Origin of the sequence: Clostridium mobile (genome assembly GCF_018918285.1) — a bacterium.
Lineage (GTDB): Bacteria > Bacillota > Clostridia > Clostridiales > Clostridiaceae > Clostridium_AW > Clostridium_AW mobile.
Genome location: NZ_JAHLQF010000001.1, coordinates 411,465 through 428,295, shown reverse-complemented (window position 1 = coordinate 428,295; position 16,831 = coordinate 411,465). Strand labels below are relative to the sequence as shown.

The 16,831-nt window shown below is 30.4% G+C and carries 16 protein-coding genes; 14 read left to right on the top strand and 2 right to left on the bottom strand.

Annotation, left to right across the window (positions count from 1 at the left end):
- Window positions 1–5: 5 nt before the first annotated feature.
- The 3 genes from KQI86_RS02240 to KQI86_RS02230 all read left to right on the top strand — a co-directional run bounded on the left by KQI86_RS02240 (window position 6) and on the right by KQI86_RS02230 (window position 5,199).
- The gene (locus tag KQI86_RS02240; protein ID WP_216437530.1) at window positions 6–2,870 is read left to right on the top strand and encodes a DNA topoisomerase IV subunit A; all 2,865 of its coding nucleotides are present in this window, start codon (window positions 6–8) and stop codon (window positions 2,868–2,870) included.
- Between the two features lie 266 nt (window positions 2,871–3,136).
- Window positions 3,137–4,201 (top strand): PTS sugar transporter subunit IIC, encoded by a 1,065-nt coding sequence (locus KQI86_RS02235; RefSeq protein ID WP_246582627.1) that lies wholly within the window; start codon window positions 3,137–3,139, stop codon window positions 4,199–4,201.
- A gap of 11 nt (window positions 4,202–4,212) precedes the next feature.
- Window positions 4,213–5,199, top strand: a complete 987-nt coding sequence (locus KQI86_RS02230; RefSeq protein WP_216437528.1) for a D-isomer specific 2-hydroxyacid dehydrogenase family protein — start codon at window positions 4,213–4,215, stop codon at window positions 5,197–5,199.
- Between the two features lie 42 nt (window positions 5,200–5,241).
- Here KQI86_RS02230 and rocF read toward each other — a convergent pair whose 3' ends face one another.
- Window positions 5,242–6,138 carry an arginase gene (rocF, locus tag KQI86_RS02225; RefSeq protein ID WP_216437527.1) on the bottom strand — a complete coding sequence of 299 codons (897 nt, stop codon included), beginning with the start codon at window positions 6,136–6,138 and terminating at the stop codon, window positions 5,242–5,244.
- Between the two features lie 287 nt (window positions 6,139–6,425).
- Between rocF and KQI86_RS02220 the strand changes: the two genes are divergently transcribed.
- The 7 genes from KQI86_RS02220 to KQI86_RS02190 all read left to right on the top strand — a co-directional run bounded on the left by KQI86_RS02220 (window position 6,426) and on the right by KQI86_RS02190 (window position 12,446).
- Entirely contained in the window at window positions 6,426–7,376 is a 951-nt protein-coding gene (locus KQI86_RS02220; protein ID WP_216437526.1) for an acyl-CoA dehydratase activase-related protein, read from the top strand.
- On the top strand, window positions 7,348–8,436 hold the full coding sequence (locus KQI86_RS02215; RefSeq protein ID WP_216437525.1) for an acyl-CoA dehydratase activase-related protein: 1,089 nt from the start codon (window positions 7,348–7,350) through the stop codon (window positions 8,434–8,436). The genes KQI86_RS02220 and KQI86_RS02215 overlap by 29 nt, the downstream gene beginning before the upstream one ends.
- A 330-nt stretch (window positions 8,437–8,766) precedes the next feature.
- Window positions 8,767–9,033, top strand: coding sequence for a metal-sensing transcriptional repressor (locus KQI86_RS02210; protein ID WP_216437524.1), 267 nt, complete (start codon window positions 8,767–8,769; stop codon window positions 9,031–9,033).
- 21 nt (window positions 9,034–9,054) lie between these two features.
- On the top strand, window positions 9,055–9,192 hold the full coding sequence (locus tag KQI86_RS02205; protein WP_216437523.1) for an LDCC motif putative metal-binding protein: 138 nt from the start codon (window positions 9,055–9,057) through the stop codon (window positions 9,190–9,192).
- 119 nt (window positions 9,193–9,311) lie between these two features.
- A complete protein-coding gene (locus KQI86_RS02200; RefSeq protein ID WP_216437522.1) occupies window positions 9,312–11,609 on the top strand; it encodes a spermidine synthase family protein in 2,298 nt (765 codons plus the stop codon).
- A gap of 47 nt (window positions 11,610–11,656) precedes the next feature.
- Entirely contained in the window at window positions 11,657–12,058 is a 402-nt protein-coding gene (locus tag KQI86_RS02195) for a NusG domain II-containing protein (protein WP_246582626.1), read from the top strand.
- A gap of 106 nt (window positions 12,059–12,164) precedes the next feature.
- The gene (locus KQI86_RS02190) at window positions 12,165–12,446 is read left to right on the top strand and encodes a hypothetical protein (protein WP_216437521.1); all 282 of its coding nucleotides are present in this window, start codon (window positions 12,165–12,167) and stop codon (window positions 12,444–12,446) included.
- 75 nt (window positions 12,447–12,521) lie between these two features.
- Here KQI86_RS02190 and KQI86_RS02185 read toward each other — a convergent pair whose 3' ends face one another.
- On the bottom strand, window positions 12,522–13,640 hold the full coding sequence (locus tag KQI86_RS02185; RefSeq protein WP_216437520.1) for an MCP four helix bundle domain-containing protein: 1,119 nt from the start codon (window positions 13,638–13,640) through the stop codon (window positions 12,522–12,524).
- A gap of 263 nt (window positions 13,641–13,903) precedes the next feature.
- Here KQI86_RS02185 and KQI86_RS02180 point away from each other — a divergent pair, with 263 nt between their 5' ends.
- The 4 genes from KQI86_RS02180 (at window position 13,904) to dhaM (ending at window position 16,821) form a co-directional block, all read left to right on the top strand.
- Window positions 13,904–14,608 (top strand): MIP/aquaporin family protein, encoded by a 705-nt coding sequence (locus KQI86_RS02180; protein WP_216437519.1) that lies wholly within the window; start codon window positions 13,904–13,906, stop codon window positions 14,606–14,608.
- A gap of 35 nt (window positions 14,609–14,643) precedes the next feature.
- A complete protein-coding gene (gene dhaK, locus KQI86_RS02175) occupies window positions 14,644–15,642 on the top strand; it encodes a dihydroxyacetone kinase subunit DhaK (protein ID WP_216437518.1) in 999 nt (332 codons plus the stop codon).
- Between the two features lie 140 nt (window positions 15,643–15,782).
- Window positions 15,783–16,418: a dihydroxyacetone kinase subunit DhaL gene (dhaL, locus tag KQI86_RS02170; RefSeq protein ID WP_216437517.1), complete on the top strand. Its 636-nt coding sequence runs from the start codon at window positions 15,783–15,785 to the stop codon at window positions 16,416–16,418.
- 13 nt (window positions 16,419–16,431) lie between these two features.
- Complete coding sequence (dhaM, locus tag KQI86_RS02165) at window positions 16,432–16,821, top strand: dihydroxyacetone kinase phosphoryl donor subunit DhaM (RefSeq protein WP_216437516.1); 390 nt, start codon at window positions 16,432–16,434, stop codon at window positions 16,819–16,821.
- The last annotated feature ends 10 nt before the right edge of the window (window positions 16,822–16,831 follow it).

The window sequence follows — 16,831 nt, the reverse complement described above, 5'->3', positions numbered from 1 at the left end:
TTTAAATGTCTAAAAAAAATAATATACCAGAAGATAAAAATATAATTAATATACCAATTGAAGAAGCTATGCCGGATAATTATCTTCCTTATGCAGTAGAGGTTGCAAAAGATAGAGCTCTGCCGGACGTGAGAGATGGATTAAAGCCAGTTCATAGAAGGATTATATACGGTGCGTATAAGTTGTCTGCCTTTCCAGATAAACCATATTATAAATCTGCAAGAATCGTAGGGGATATTCTAGGTAAATACCACCCTCATGGAGATTCATCTGTTTATGATGCCATGGTAATATTAGCTCAGGATTTCTCAACTAGAATGCCATTAATAGATGGACATGGAAATTGGGGAAGCGTAGATGGAGATAGTGCTGCAGCTATGCGTTATACAGAAGCAAGACTTACTCCTATTGCTTTAGAACTAACTAGAGATATTGAAAAAGATGTAGTAAACATGGTGGATAACTACTCATCTTCAGAAAAGGAACCAGCAGTGCTTCCTGCTAGATACCCAAATCTTTTAGTAAATGGTGCTTTTGGAATAGCGGTAGGGCTTACAACTAATATACCGCCTCACAATCTTGGAGAGGTTATAGATGCTACTTTAGCTTATATAGATGATAGTAGCATAAGCACTAAAGATATGATGAAACATATTAAAGGACCTGATTTACCTACAGGGGGTATTTTAATAGGTAAGAATTCACTTTTATCCGCTTATGAGACAGGATCAGGAAAGGTTACTTTAAGAGCAAAAGCTTCTTTAGAGAAACTTGAAAATGGAAGACTAGGTATTGTCATAACTGAATTTCCATACAGACGAAATAAGGCTAGAATATTACAGACCATTTCTGAAATGACAGCAGATAAAAGACATGCAAAATCCCTTGAGGGAATCAGCGATATAAGAGATGAGTCTGATAGAACTGGTATAAGGGCTGTTATTGAATTAAAAAAATCCGTAGATGAAGAAATAGGGGAAAAGATTTTAAAATATTTATATAAAAAAACTGAGCTACAATGCAATCTATCATTTAATATGGTTGCTTTAGCTGAAGGAAAACCTGAAACTATGGGTCTTAAGACTATAATTCACCACTATGTTGAACATCAAAAAGATGTAGTAACGAAAAGAACTTTGAGAGAATTAGAAATAGCAGAAAGAAGATTTCACATAGTAGAAGGTTTTATCAAAGCTATAGGTATAATGGATCAGATAATAGAGACAATAAGAAGTTCTAAATCAAAAAAAGATGCTAGGCAAAATCTTATAAATAAGTTTGGATTTACAGAAATTCAAAGCGATGCTATATTAGAGCTTATGTTATATAGACTTACAGGACTTGAGATTAAAGCCTTTGAAAAAGAATATAGGGAACTTGAAAGACAAATAAATAAGCTAAACAAAATATTACAAAGTGAAAAAGAATTGCTAAAGGTAATAAAAGAAGAAATAAATGAAATTAAAGATAAATATGGTGACAATAGAAGAACTGAAATAGTAGAAGATGATGATGAAGCCAAAATAGATATAGAGGAATTGATTATAGAAGAAGAAGTTGTAATAACTATGTCTAATGAAGGCTTTGTAAAGAGAATATCTCAAAAAACTTATAATCGTTCCAATACTGATGTTGAAGAGATCGATTATAGAGAAGGAGATTATAATAAATTTTTACTAAACTCCAACACTAAAGATACCTTAGCTCTATTTACAAACACGGGGAATATGTACCAAATAAAAGTGGTAGATATACCTGAAATGAGATGGAGGGAAAGAGGAGAGAGAATAGATTATATTATAAAGGGATTAGATCTTGAAGAAGAAAGGATAATCAATGCTTATTCTATAGAAGATTTCTCTTGTCAAAAGGATATTATATTCATAACCTCAAAGGGTGCTATAAAGAAAACAGGGCTAGATAAATATATTACTAGCTATACTAAGCTAGTTGCATCTAAATTAAAGCAAGGTGAAGAATTAATAAAAGTTGACTTAGTTTCAAGAGATAGAGAAGAGGCTTTTATTAAAATATTAACTAAAATAGGCTTTGAATTTACAATAGAAGAACCTTCATTAGAAAGTGTAGATAGAAACATACTTCCAATTCAATTATTTTCTATTAGTGAAAAAGATGAAGTAATAGAGGCTAGCTTTGTAAAAGAAGGGGTATTTAATAGCTTTAAAATATTGTGGAATAAATTTGGAGATATTAAGAAAGGCAATAAATTAGAAAAAGGCTTTCATCTCACATTGAACACAGATTCAAGTAGTAAATTGCTTATATTCTTTAAAGATGGAAAAGTGGTATCTATACCTTCATTTATGTTAGAAAACTTAAGTGATAAGGGAATAAGTCTTGAAGATTTATTGGAAATTGATAAAAGTGAAATATTAAATATAATTTCCATTAAGGATGAGGAAGAGGGATACGTATATTTCTTTACTAAAAGTGGCTTAGTAAAAAAGACAGCTTTAAGCGAATTTAAGGGAGAAAACTTCTTATGTCAAGGATATAAATTTAAATGGGAAAAAGATTCATTAGTATCAGTACAGTATTCTAAGGAGGAAGAAGAAGATATAATTATAATAACTGAAAAAGCCATGTGTATAAGATTTCTATCCTCCAGCGTAAGTCTTATGGGAAGGATTGCTTCAGGAGTTACAGGTATAAGTCTAAAAGAGGACGATAATGTAGCATTTGCTTTTTTAAGAAAAGAAGAATATAAACAACTACATTTAATTTCAAAGAAAAAGAATGAGGAAAAGATAATTATAGATAATATTAAATCTCAAAATAGAGCAGGAAGAGGAAATAATATAATGCTAGTAGTTTTTGAAGATTTTATAGATAAGATAAAGATCAGCTAATTAGGCTGATCTTTTTTTTATTTTTATAGTTAGAATAAATGACTTGTATAAAGAAATAATATTATTAAAACTCTATGAAGATTATCTAAAATTAAGCAATCTCTATAATAAATACTTATATTTAAAATAGAGTTGTTATTTACAGGATATTTGAGCACCTGTAAAGTTTATAAAAAATTATTTTAAATGGTTAATGTTACAAAATAGTTTCTAGTAAAATATAAAATGCGACAAAATATGCAATAAGCTGAAGGAGGAATATGCGAATGTCAAAAAATAATGGAAAAGTGTCAGGTGGAAATTTCTTCAATAAAGTTCTTGCGGGGTTAAGCATAGGTATAGTTGTTGCACTAGTTCCAGGAGCTTTACTTGGAGAATTAGCTAAAGCACTATCGCCTGTATTTCCTGGTGCTAAATTAATTATAGATATGACAAACTTAGCGGCAAGAATGCTACCTATGGTTATTGGAGTAACAGTAGCAATGCAATTTGGATTTACTCCAATACAGACCGCATCAATAGGAATCGCAACGGTAGTAGGTTCTGGAGTATCCATGGCTGGAGAGAAAGGGGTATTTGCATTTACTGGAACTGGTGATGTAATAAATGCTGGTATAACAGCAGCGATAGCAGTAGTAATAGTACTATTATTAGGTTCTAAATTAAAGGCATATACCATACTGCTAGTTCCCACCATTGTAATTACAGTAGCAGGAGCTTTAGGATTATTTACATTACCATATATTAAGTTAATCACAGAGTGGATTGGTAGGATAATACAAAACTTTACACTACTGCAACCAATACTAATGGGTATTTTAACAGCAATTGCTTTTGCATTATTAATTGTATCACCAATCTCTACAGTGGGTGTTGCTACAGCAATTTCCCTATCAGGAATTGCTTCTGGAGCAGCAAATTTAGGAATTGTTGCAGCAGGATTTGGATTGTCCATATCAGGATGGAAATCCAATTCTGTGGGTACTTCAGTAGCACACTTTTTAGGATCACCTAAAATGCAAATGGCTAATTTTATAAAGAAACCTAAGATGATAATACCAATTGTTTGTAATGCAGCAGTATTAGGAGCTTTAGCTGGAATGTTTAATATACCTGGAACGCCAATGAGTGCTGGCTTCGGCATATCAGGATTAATAGGACCAATTAATGCATTAAATTTAATGAGTGGTGGATGGTCGGTAACAAATATTATGATGGTGACATTAATATTTGTTATTATACCTATACTATTAGGCTTTGTATTTAACTATGTATTTACTAAAGTAGTTAAGTTAGTAAAGCCAGAAGACTATAAACTAAAGTTTGAATAGGAGAGATTAATATGAAAGTAATAGCTTATGCTGTACGGCCAGATGAAATAGCCAGTTTTGAAGAATATTCTAAAATATATAATCATAATGTTACTTTGATAAAAGAGTCCTTTGGACCACATAATGCTCATTTGGCAGAAGGTTTTTATGGAGTTAGTATACTAGGAAATTGTAAGGCTAATAAAGAAGGAATAGAAGCTATTGCAAAACTTGGAGTAAAATATTTAGCCAGTCGTTCCGCAGGTGTAAATAATATAGATTTAGAAACAGCTAAAAAATATGATATAAAAGTTTCTAATGTACCAGCCTATTCTCCAAATGCGGTTTCAGAATTTGCAGTTGGAATAACATTATGTGTCCTCAGAAACATTCAACAGGCTATACGCCGTGTAGATGTTCAAAACTTTGGGCTGTCTGGTCTTATGGGTAGTGAGCTTAGAAATAAGACTATAGGATTTATTGGCACAGGTAGAATAGGTTTGGCTACCATCAAAGCTTTTTCAGGCTTTAGTGGTAAATTAATTGGATATGACCTATATGAAAATGAAGAAGCTAAAAAATATATTGAATATAAAAATTTAGATGAGCTATTTGCTAAATCTGATATAATATCCCTACACTGTCCTTTAACTCCGGAAAACTATCACTTAATCAATAAGGAGAGCATAGCTAAAATGAAAGATGGAGTAATAATAGTGAATACTGCCCGTGGTGGATTAATGAATGCAGAGGATCTTATAGGAGGCCTTGAATCTGGGAAAATTGGTGGCCTTGCAACGGATGTTTATGAAAATGAAGTTGGTATATTCCATAGTGATCACAGAAATTCTATACTTGAAGATGATGTTTTAGTAAGACTTTTAAAATTTCCAAATGTGTTATTCACACCTCACTATGCATTTTATACTGATGAAGCTGTAGATAACATGGTGGAATATTCACTAGAGAGTTTAAGTGAATTTGAGAAAACAGGTAAGAGTAAGAATGAAGTAAAATAAAATAAAAACTGCTGTTTAACTACAGCAGTTTTTATAAATATATTATTTTATATATCTAAATGTCCAGTCAATTAAGTCTATACATAAATCAGCAGTTTCATCTTCCTTATCTAACCTTGGATTTAATTCAACAAAGTCCATGGATTTTATAAGATTTGTTTCAGCTAATGACTTTAAAAGGGTCTTAGCTTCTCCTACAGTCATTCCATTTTTCACAGGTGTACCAGTTCCAGGTACGTAATCTGAATCGATACAATCAATATCAAAGCTTAAATGTATGGCTTTAATATTAAGTCTATTTATTTTAGTCAATATATCATCAATTATTGAAGTAATCCCATCTTCATGAAGTCTTGAGGTGGAGTATACATCCAACTTTTTCTCTTTAATAAGGTCTGATTCTCCTGCATCTAAATCCCTTGCTCCAATTATAAATACATTTTGAGGCTTGATTTTTGTTCCGTGGAAATATAAATTTGTTAAATCTTCATATCCAATTCCCATAGCAGCGGCTAATGGCATTCCATGAACATTTCCGCTAGGAGAGGTTAAATAAGAATTAATATCTCCATGAGCATCAACCCAAATAACAGCAAAATCTTTATAATATTTGCTTACCCCAGAAATACTTCCTAAACCGAGTGAATGATCACCACCAAGTACAAGAGGAAATTTTCCAGAATTTAAGGAGGTATACACCTTATCTGCTAAATCTGTATTTACTTCGATTATAGGTTTTAAATATTTCATTTTAGGATGATAAAAAAACTTATTTGAGACATTTTCCTCAGGAACATTTACATCGCCTAAGTCATAAATTTTATGGTATTTACTTAAAACTCCATAAATATTTTTTTCTCTCAGCTTTTGCGGTCCAAATTCCACACCTTCTATGTCGCTACCATAAAACATTGGAACTCCAATGACATCAATATTCAAATCTATGACCCCCTTAATTATAAAATATAAAAATTCATATAACGATTTAATTATAGTACGATAGAAAATTATATACCATAATTAAAAGATATTTAAGTACTTTTTAATTATACAGACAATTAAAATTATTCAAAATTAGTATTCGCATAAAAATTATATTTATAAATTTTCAAGGTGTTACTAATTAATAGTATAGATATTGTTTTTTAGTCATTTGGTGCCTCCTTGTATATTACATAAAACTAATGTTAATAATATAAACAGTTTTGCTTATTATGAGGTAATTTATGATAAAAAAAGTAGGTATTCCCAGGGGGTTATTATATTATGAGTATTATCCTTTGTGGGTGTGCTTTTTTAAGGAGTTAGGAGTGGAGGTAGTTATATCAGACCCCACAAATAAAGAAATTTTAAATGAAGGTATTAGGAATGCTGTAGATGAAGCTTGTATTCCTGTTAAGTTATTTCATGGCCATGTACTTAGCCTAAAAAATAAGGTTGACTATATATTTATTCCAAGATTAAAGAGTGTTGAAAATGGAGAATTTATATGTCCTAAGTTTTGCGGTCTTCCAGAAATGATAAAATATTCTCTCAAAGATTTACCAACCATAATTGATACAGAGATAGATTTTTTAAAATCTAAGAGAAGTTTAAAGAGCATAATTTTAGAAGTTGGAAGATATTTTTGCAGTGACGAAAAGCAGATTATAAAGGCTTATTATAAAGCACTAACAAATTATAAAAGTCACAAAGAGCTATTAAAAACATGTAAAGATCCAAGAAATAAAAAGAAAAGCGTTCTTATACTAGGTCACCCTTATCATTTATACGATATTTATCTTAATATGGGAGTTATAGAAAAAATAAAAGACATAGGAATTGATATATTTACTCCTGATATGATTGATGAAGTTGATATAAATGAGCAAGCTAACACCTTTGAAGATGAGCTTTATTGGACTTTTGCAAGAAAGCTTATAGGGAGCACTATACATGCCATAAATTCAAAAAAAGTGGATGGAATAATATATATATCTACCTTTGCTTGTGGTATAGATTCTGTTGTGGTAGATATTGTTGAAAAAACTATAAGAAATCAAAGCAATATTCCTTTTATGCTCTTAACATTAGATGAACACAGTGGTGAAGCAGGAATAAATACAAGAATTGAAGCTTTTATTGATATGATTAAATGGAGGGATAATTATGAAAATAACCTTTCCGCACATGGGTAATTTATATGCAGGATTAAAAGGAGTTTTTGAAGATTTAGGAGTAGAAGTGATTTGTCCTCCAAAGTGCAGTAAAACTACGTTAGAAATTGGCACTAAAAATTCACCAGAACAAATATGTATTCCTTTTAAAATAACCTTAGGTAATTATATAGAAAGTATTGCAATGGGAGCGGATACCTTATTTATGTGGGGAGGTTGTGATGCTTGTAGAATTGGTTTTTATAACACATTACATAAGCTTATATTGAAAGATCTAGGCTATGATATTGAATTAATTTGTGTAAAGCAACTAAACTCTCCAGAAAGAATAAAAACCTTTTTAGAACAACTAAAGAGGGTTTCTGGAAATGCTAGTTATTTTAAGTTAATATCTTTATTTAAAAAGGGTGTGGATTTAATCTATAAAATTGAAACATTAGATGAGCTTGCACTTAAAGTAAGGCCTAGAGAAATTAACAAGGGTTCTGTAGATCATTTATATGATAGATTTGAAGAAGAAATTTATAAAGTAAAGGGCTGTGATGAGACTTCTAAGCTTATTGAAAACTATATTGATGAGCTAAAGAGTATTCCTATTAATAAGAATAAAGAATGTTTAAAGATAGGAATTGTTGGGGAAATTTACACCGTAGTTGAGCCCTTTATCAATTTTAATATAGTAAAGAAGCTTGGAAACCTGGGAGTAGAAGTAGATATGGCTGTAACCACTGGTAGATTTTTAAAAGAACAAATTGATTTTCTGCCTTTTGTAAAATCTAAAAAGAAGGAAATACACAAAGCAGCAGCTCCTTATATTAATCTAGAAATTGGAGGCCATGCAAGACACACAGTAGGAGAAACAATTTTATATAGTAAAAGTAATTACGATGGAGTAATTCATCTTCTTCCTTTTACTTGTATGCCAGAAATAGTGGCTCAAAGTATTTTACCTACAGTGGAAAAGAACCATAACATGCCTATACTTAAGCTAGTATTAGATGAAATGACTGGAGAAGCGGGATATTTAACTAGGCTTGAAGCCTTTGTAGATTTACTCAATACAAGAAAAAAGATAGTCTAGAATGAATAGATACGAATACAAAGATAAAGAGACGGGCTTCTGTCTCTTATTTTTATAAATTTTATATAGTTACTACTAAAGTACATTAATAAATCTTCATAATATCTTTAAAGTACATTGATATAATACTTATTAATTTACAATTAATACTTTTAAGATCATGAAGAAATAAAAAATATTTAAAAACTTTTATTTCTTCATATAGTATTCATAAGATTTGGTTATTATATATTTATAGATAACTAAAACATATGGGAGGAAAAATTAAATAATTTTTTTGCTCCCTATCCCCTCCCATGGGTGTAGGGAAAGAAGTGAAGGAGGGAAGTAATGAATCAAGAGAGAACAAAAGCGTTAATGTTATTAAAAACTGCAAAAGGACAAATTGAAGGCATTATAAAAATGATAGAAGAAGAACGATATTGTGTTGATATATCTAATCAAATTATTTCATCACAAGCTCTTCTAAAGAAGGCAAACATGCTAATTTTAAAGCAGCATATACACCATTGTGTAAAAGATGCTGTTAAAGAAGAGAAGGGTGAAGAAAAAATAACTGAGATAATAGATATTTTAGAAAAGATTATTCAAAAATAAATTTTGGGGGGGGAAGACATTATGAAAAAATTTTTAAAGGATTTTATAAAAAAGATTGCAGATGAAAATAGTAAAACTTTTGGTGATAGTAAACTTGATTGTTGCGATTTAAATAAAACAAACAATACAAATAATAAAGTTAACGATAAAAATAAATAAATTAAAAGATATGTAGATAATGACTTAGAAAAAAAGAGCTTTGGTAAAACAAAGTCTTTATCAAAGCTCTTTTTTTAAAAAATATAATACAAGTTATTAAATAATTAGGGGGACCAATTGTGGCAAAAAACATTAAAACAATAAAAGAACCTAGGTATACGTGGCTTCTATATTTTGCAATATTTTTTACTACAATGTCGCTTTTCACATATGAAACATTACTTACTAGATTATTTTCAGTTATTTTAACTTATAATTTGGTTTTTGTAGTGGTATCTTTTGCAATACTAGGAAGCGGACTTGGAGGGATATTAGCTTATAGGGCATTACAGATGAGGAAGGATGTAGAAAATATTTTGGTATTTTCCTCAGTTTTGCTTCCTATAAGCTTTATTGTATCTATATCAATAATGTATTTATTTCCTTTTGTTCCAACATATTTAATATATATGCCAGCATCACTTTTTCCTTTTATTTTAGGAGGAGTAATAACCTCTATTATATTTAAGGAAAGGTCTAAATATAGTGGTAAGCTTTATTTAATGGATCTATTTGGAGCAGCAATAGGCAGTTTATTAATTATAAAGCTTATGAATTCCTTTGGATTTTTAAAAAGTGTCGTTGTAGTAAGTATTGTAATGATAATTTCAGCCATATTAATAAGTAGTTTTTATAAAAAAAGACAAGCTATCATTTTATCTTCTAGCCTATTGGTAATAATGAGTTTGTTATCTTTAAACAATAATTTATTTGATTCTATAGAAAAAAGATTTTATTCATACTATACAAGCCCTGCAACAGTAATAGGAAGGTTAAATAACTCAAAGGAGAATGCTGAAATTTCATTTTCAAAGTGGGATGCTATATCTAAAACAGATGTAATTGATATTAAAGATAAAAATGAAAAGCTTATAGTTACTGATGGGGGAGCAACTGCTCCAATTGTAAAGTTTGATGGAAATTTGAAATCAGTACAAAATTTAAAATCTGAGGTTAATTCCATTGCCTTTTCATTTGGCAAAAATGAAAAATCCCTTGTCATAGGCTCCGGTGGTGGTAAAGATGTACTTTTTGCCTTACTTGGAGGAAGTAAAAAAGTTGATGCAGTAGAAATAAACCCGTCAACCATAACAGCTGTAAATAAGTTTAAAGAATTTAGTGGTGATATATATAACTATCCAGGGGTTAATTTATATAATCAAGATGGAAGATATTTTATAGAGAATAGTAAAGAGAAGTATGACAATATATATTTATCAATGGTAATGACAAATTCTGTGGAAAATACTATGTATTCTTTAGCAGAATACTATATATTTACACAGGAAGCATTTAATCAATATTTTGATCATTTATCTGATAATGGAAAATTAACCTTTATGCTTCATGATAGAAAAGACCTGATGAAAGTAGTGAATACAGGAATTAAAGTATTGATGGATAGAGGAGTAAAAGAAAAAGATGTTACTAATCACTTTGTGATAATAAATGGTATAACTGAAGCTGAAAGTGAGGTTCATGGGAACAAAGTAGTCATGCCTTTGGTAATGTTTAAAGATGTACCATTTAGTCAGGAAGAAATTGATTCAATATTAAATACTGCTAATTTACAAAATAGAGATATGATTCATTATACCGGAAGTGAAATGGAACCATATAAATCTTTAAAAACTGGAGAAATCAACTATAAACAGCTTATAGACAAAATAGACTTCAATTCTAAACCTATTAATGATAATAGTCCATTTTTTTATAACTACTCAAAGTTTGTTCCTGAAGTAATGATTTTGATAATAGTTGCAATTTTAATTATTTATCAATCTATAAAGAAAAGATTTATAACTAAAAGAGATCATGAAAAAGCATCTATTTATTTTGCGGCATTAGGAATGGCATTTATGTTAGTTGAAATTCCATTAATACAAAAGATGGTTTTGTATTTTGGGAGTTCATCTATAGCTTTTAGTTTTGTTCTATTTAGCTTATTAGTTAGTAGCGGTGTGGGAAGCTTTATTAGCGGAACTAGAATAGTAAACAAGCTAACTGCCAAGTCACCTTACTATATCCTAGCAGCAGGAATTATGATTATAGTAAATCAACTAGGTTTAAATACTATTTTAAATCTAACAAGGGATTGGGATACAACATATAAATTCTTTGTAGTGTTTTTTAACTTATTTCCTATGGGACTTCTAATGGGTATGGCTTTTCCTTCAGGAATACAAAAATTATGTAATGTTAAAAAACAAGAGAATATAGTTCCACTTATGTATGGAGTAAATGGAATTTTTTCTGTACTAGGCTCAATATTAGCTGTAGTCATTTCTATGAAATTTGGGTTTAATGCAACTATATACACTGGAGCAGCCATTTATATTATACTTTTCATTTTAAATCCTTTAGGAACATTTAAGTAATCCATAAATATTATATTTTAGCATATTGAAAGTGATGAAGGTTTGCAATGAAAATAGTAAAAATGAAAAAATTAGATAAGATAATTATAATAGTTTTTTTATTATTAAGTATTTTACCAATGGGGTTTTTAATGCTAATAAAATCCGATAATGAGAATAGCAGCATTATTATTAAGGTTGATGGTAAAGTAGAAAAAACTATTCCATTAAATAATAAAGATACAAGTGAAATTTATGATTTTAGTTTTAACGAAAATGTAGGATATGTTGAAGTGAAGAATGGAAGAGTAAGAATGCTAGAGATGAGTAAGGAAATTTGTCCAAATGCTATTTGTTCAGATACAGGGTGGATAAATAAAGGATACCAGAGTATTGTATGTCTCCCTAATAATATTATTGTCACAATTGAAGGAAATAAAGATAAAGACATAGATGCTCAAACATACTAAATAAATCTTCCATTTTGCATCTCTTCATATAATCTTTATATAAACAATATAAAATGTAATTAAAAGTAATTACTTTTAAATTAAAGAATATATTGGAGGAATGTTTATGAAATGTCATGGAGATAATAAAGAAAATGGGGAAGCTCGTAAACATAGTTCATTTAAACATATGTTACACATGATTCTTTGTTGTGGATTGCCTATAGTTATTATACTATCTTTACCGCTTATAGCGAGATTTAGCCCAAAAGCGGCTGGTATGCTAGGAATAATAGCGCCATTTATATGTCCTTTAATGATGATTTTTATGTTGCCAATGATGTTTGGTAAAAATAAAAAAGGAAGTTGCTGTAGCAATGAGGATGAGAGCGTTGTAAAATCAGAATGATGGAATACTTTTAATATAGTTAATTATTACTGTGAAAAGCCTTATGAATTTAAAAAGTCATAAGGCTTTTGTTATTTATATTTCTACTTTAAAATATTTTACCATGGAATTTAAATTTTCGGTCATTGAAGAAAGAGTTTCAGATGTTGAAGTAATCTCTTCTATAACCGCTATTTGCTCTTCAATAAATGAATTATCCTTTGCTTCATTTGCAAGACGAGAAACTTTGCTTGAACTTAATGATATGGATTTTATATTGCTGTTTGTTTCTTTTATAGTGGTAGTAATCTTTTGTATGCTGTCTGTAGAATTTATAATTTTTTCACCAATTTCATTTGTTGATATATTTGTGTTCTCCATAGCTAATGCAAGCTGGTCACTACCTAAATTAACCTCCATAGATGTTGATTTGATTCTGGATACAATATCTTTAAGTTTGGCTCCGGTATTGTTTAATGCATCTATCAATATACCTAATTCATCTTTTGTTTTTATATTTAAATTATCAGTTAAATCTCCATTAGCTAAGTTTTGGGCAAAGTATATGCTCTTTTGCAGTGGTTTTATAATAGAAGAAGACATAGTAATTGTTAAAGTGATACTTACAATTAGAGCAATTATAGAGAATGCTAAAACAGATTCTATTATATTATAATATATAGTTATACTGGCTTCATATTTTTGCTTTGACTCTTGAACATTATTAATAGCTATAGTATTTATCTCATTTTCAATACTTTGGAATAGTTGGAAATTCTCCTTTGAAAGCGCCAGAGCCTCTTTAGTTTTATTGTTCATACTTTTATCTATAATATCTTTTTGCTGTTTTCTAGCTATATTAATATTTTCAAGTAATAAATCTATTCTATTATTATCATTGATATGAGATAATTTTTTATACTCATTAAGATTTTTAATGATGCCATCATCAAAAGCTTCATCTACATGCATTATATGTTCTTTTTTCTCTTCTAAACTTGAAGATAACAACACATCTTTTTCAGCTATCTGAACTTCAGCAATATAAAGTTGAGCATCTTTTATGTAATTAACTGCCGTTGCTTGATGATACATATTTTCCACATTATGATTTATTTGATTTATATCATATAAACTTACTGCAGATAATAAAAACATGAGAAACAATGTAACCCCAAAGGCAAGAAATAATTTTTTTCTTATAGTATATTTCATCTATAATTCCTCCAATGCTTATTTATCAATATATATAATTGCAATACATAACTTAATATTATACAAAAGTTATGAAGAAGATATGAAAATATGGATATGGTTGGAAGATATCTGTAAGCTTCTGTTATTTGCTAAAATTATATTTATAAATTTTAAGCATGTTGCTGATCAAGTAAGTAATTATATGTAAAAAATAGAATATAATATATATAAGGGAAATAACCGGTTATATATCCCTAATCAGATTTATGGGGGGATTTATTATGACAAGTTTTATGGCTGAAGTAATTGGAACCATGTTACTAATTCTTTTGGGTGATGGTGTTGTTGCTAACTGTGTATTAGGTAAAACTAAGGGTAACAATTCTGGTTTAATGGTTATAGCTACAGGATGGGCTATAGCAGTTGCTGTTCCAGCATTCATATTTGGAAGTTTCAGTGGAGCTCACTTTAATCCTGCTTTAACAATAGCATTAGCGGCAATAGGAAAATTCCCTGGTAGCCAAGTGTTGCCATATATAATTGCACAATTTATAGGAGCAATTATAGGTGCAACATTAGTTTATCTTATGTATTTACCACATTGGGATGCTACAGATGATGCAGACGCTAAATTAGCAGTATTTTGTACTGGACCAGCTATAAGAAATAAGGCAACAAACTTTGTATCAGAAGTTATAGGTACATTCGTACTTGTTTTTGGTATACTTGGATTAGGACTGCAAAAAACTGCAGATGGAGTAGGAACATTATATGTAGGTTTATTAATATTAGTTATAGGGGTATCCTTAGGTGGAACAACAGGATATGCAATAAATCCAGCAAGAGATTTAGGACCAAGAATAGCACATGCATTATTACCTATACCTAAAAAAAGAGATTCAGATTGGGAGTATTCTTGGATACCAGTTCTAGGACCTATCGTAGGTGGATTATTAGCAGCCATAATATTCAAAGGGTTATTTTAATAATTGATGATTTATAAATTTAAGGGGGAATAAGGATGAAAAAGTTAATAAACAATGTGGACTATATTGTTGAGGAAATGCTTAATGGTATGGTAGTAGCGTATCCAAGTTACATTAGAAAACTAGAAGAAGGAAATATTTTAGTAAGAAAAAACTCTCCTATAAAAGATAAAGTGGCATTGGTGAGTGGTGGTGGAAGTGGACATGAACCAGCTCATGGTGGATTTGTAGGAGGAGGGATGCTAGACGCGGCTGTAGCAGGAGCAGTATTTACATCACCAACTCCAGATCAGGTATATGAAGGAATTAAGGCTGTAGCAGGAGACAAAGGTGTCTTGCTGATAATAAAAAATTATAGTGGAGATGTAATGAATTTTGAAATGGCAAAGGATATGGCTGAGGCAGAGGGAATAGAAGTAGATTATGTAGTAGTAAATGATGACGTGGCGGTGGAAAATAGCACCTATACTACAGGTAGAAGAGGAATTGCAGGTACAATTTTTGTGCACAAAATAGCAGGTGCTCTAGCTGAAAAGGGTGCAGATCTAGGAGAAGTAAAGAGAATTGGTGAAAAGGTAATAGAAAATGTAAGAAGTATGGGAATGGCATTAACACCTTGTATTGTACCGGCAGCTGGTAAACCTACCTTCACACTTGAGGAAAATGAAATGGAGATAGGCATGGGTATACATGGAGAGCCTGGTACTCACAAGGAAAGTTTAAAATCTGCTGATGAGGTAACAGAACATCTAGTTTCTAAAATATTAGAAGATATGAAACTACAAAAAGGTGATGAAGTAGCAATCATGGTTAATGGTTTAGGCTCTACACCATTAATGGAATTATTTATTGTGAATAATAAAGTAGATAAGATATTAAAAGAAAAGGAAATAAAAATATATAAAACCTTTGTGGGTGAATACATGACTTCATTGGAAATGGCTGGTTGCTCAGTAACGCTACTAAAATTAGATGAAGAGCTAAAGGAATTATTGGATGCTCCAGCAGATACACCAGCCTTTAAATCCATATAATAAGATTTCAAATGATTTTATAGGTTGAGAGGTGGTGAAAAGTTAAGAGTGAAGAATAAAAAGTTATGGATGAAATTCCTACACTATTGCTATTCACTTTTAACTTTGCACTCTCAACTAAAAATAAAGGGGGAATTACCATGTCAATAAACGTTGGACAAACTATACAGCTTATAAACAATATTGCTGATGTTATGGAAAAAAACATAGAATATTTAACAGAGTTAGATTCAGCTATAGGAGATGCAGATCATGGAATTAATATGGCAAAAGGATTTAAAGCTGTAAGGGAAAAATTAAATGGAATTAAAGCAAATAATGTGGGAGATGTACTAAAAACAGTAGGACTAACTTTGGTATCTAATGTGGGAGGAGCGGCAGGTCCTATATATGGCACTGCTTTTATGAAAGGAGCAGTTGCCGCAAATAAAGAGGAAGTAGATATGGAAGATTTTATAAATATATTAAGAAATGCAGTAGAAGGTATAAAAATGAGAGGGAAGAGTAGAAGAGGTGAAAAGACAATCATTGATTCACTAGAGCCAGCATTAGAAGCTTTAATTCGTGGTAAAGAAGAAAATCTAGATAGTATGGTTATACTAGAAAATATGAGAGATGAAGCATTAAAGGGAGTGGAGTACACAAAAGGAATAATTGCAACTAAGGGTAGAGCAAGTTACTTAGGAGAAAGAAGCTTAGGTCATCAGGACCCCGGCGCTACTTCCTGTTATTTAATGTTAAATGAAATTTATGATTTTTTAGCAAAAGATAATTAGAGGTGAGTTTATTATGGTAGGTATGGTATTAATATCACATAGTTTTAAAATAGGAGAGGGGCTTAAGGAGTTAGCACTTCAAATGGCTCCAGAAGTAAACATATCTGTAGCGGCAGGCACTAAGGACGGAAGAATTGGTACTGACATAGATCTTATAACAGCTGCTATAGAAGAAGTATATTCAGAGGATGGTATAGTAATATTATTTGATTTAGGTAGTGCATTAATGAATGCAGAAATGGCATTAGAATTTTTAGAAGAGGAGAAAAAACATAAAATTGAAATAGTTGATACTCCTTTAGTAGAAGGTGCAATTACAGGAGCTGTTGAAATAAGCATTGGAAAAAATATTAGAGAAGTTAAGGAACTATTGGAAGAAATGAAGCTAGGGAAAAAAGCGTAAAGGGGAATGA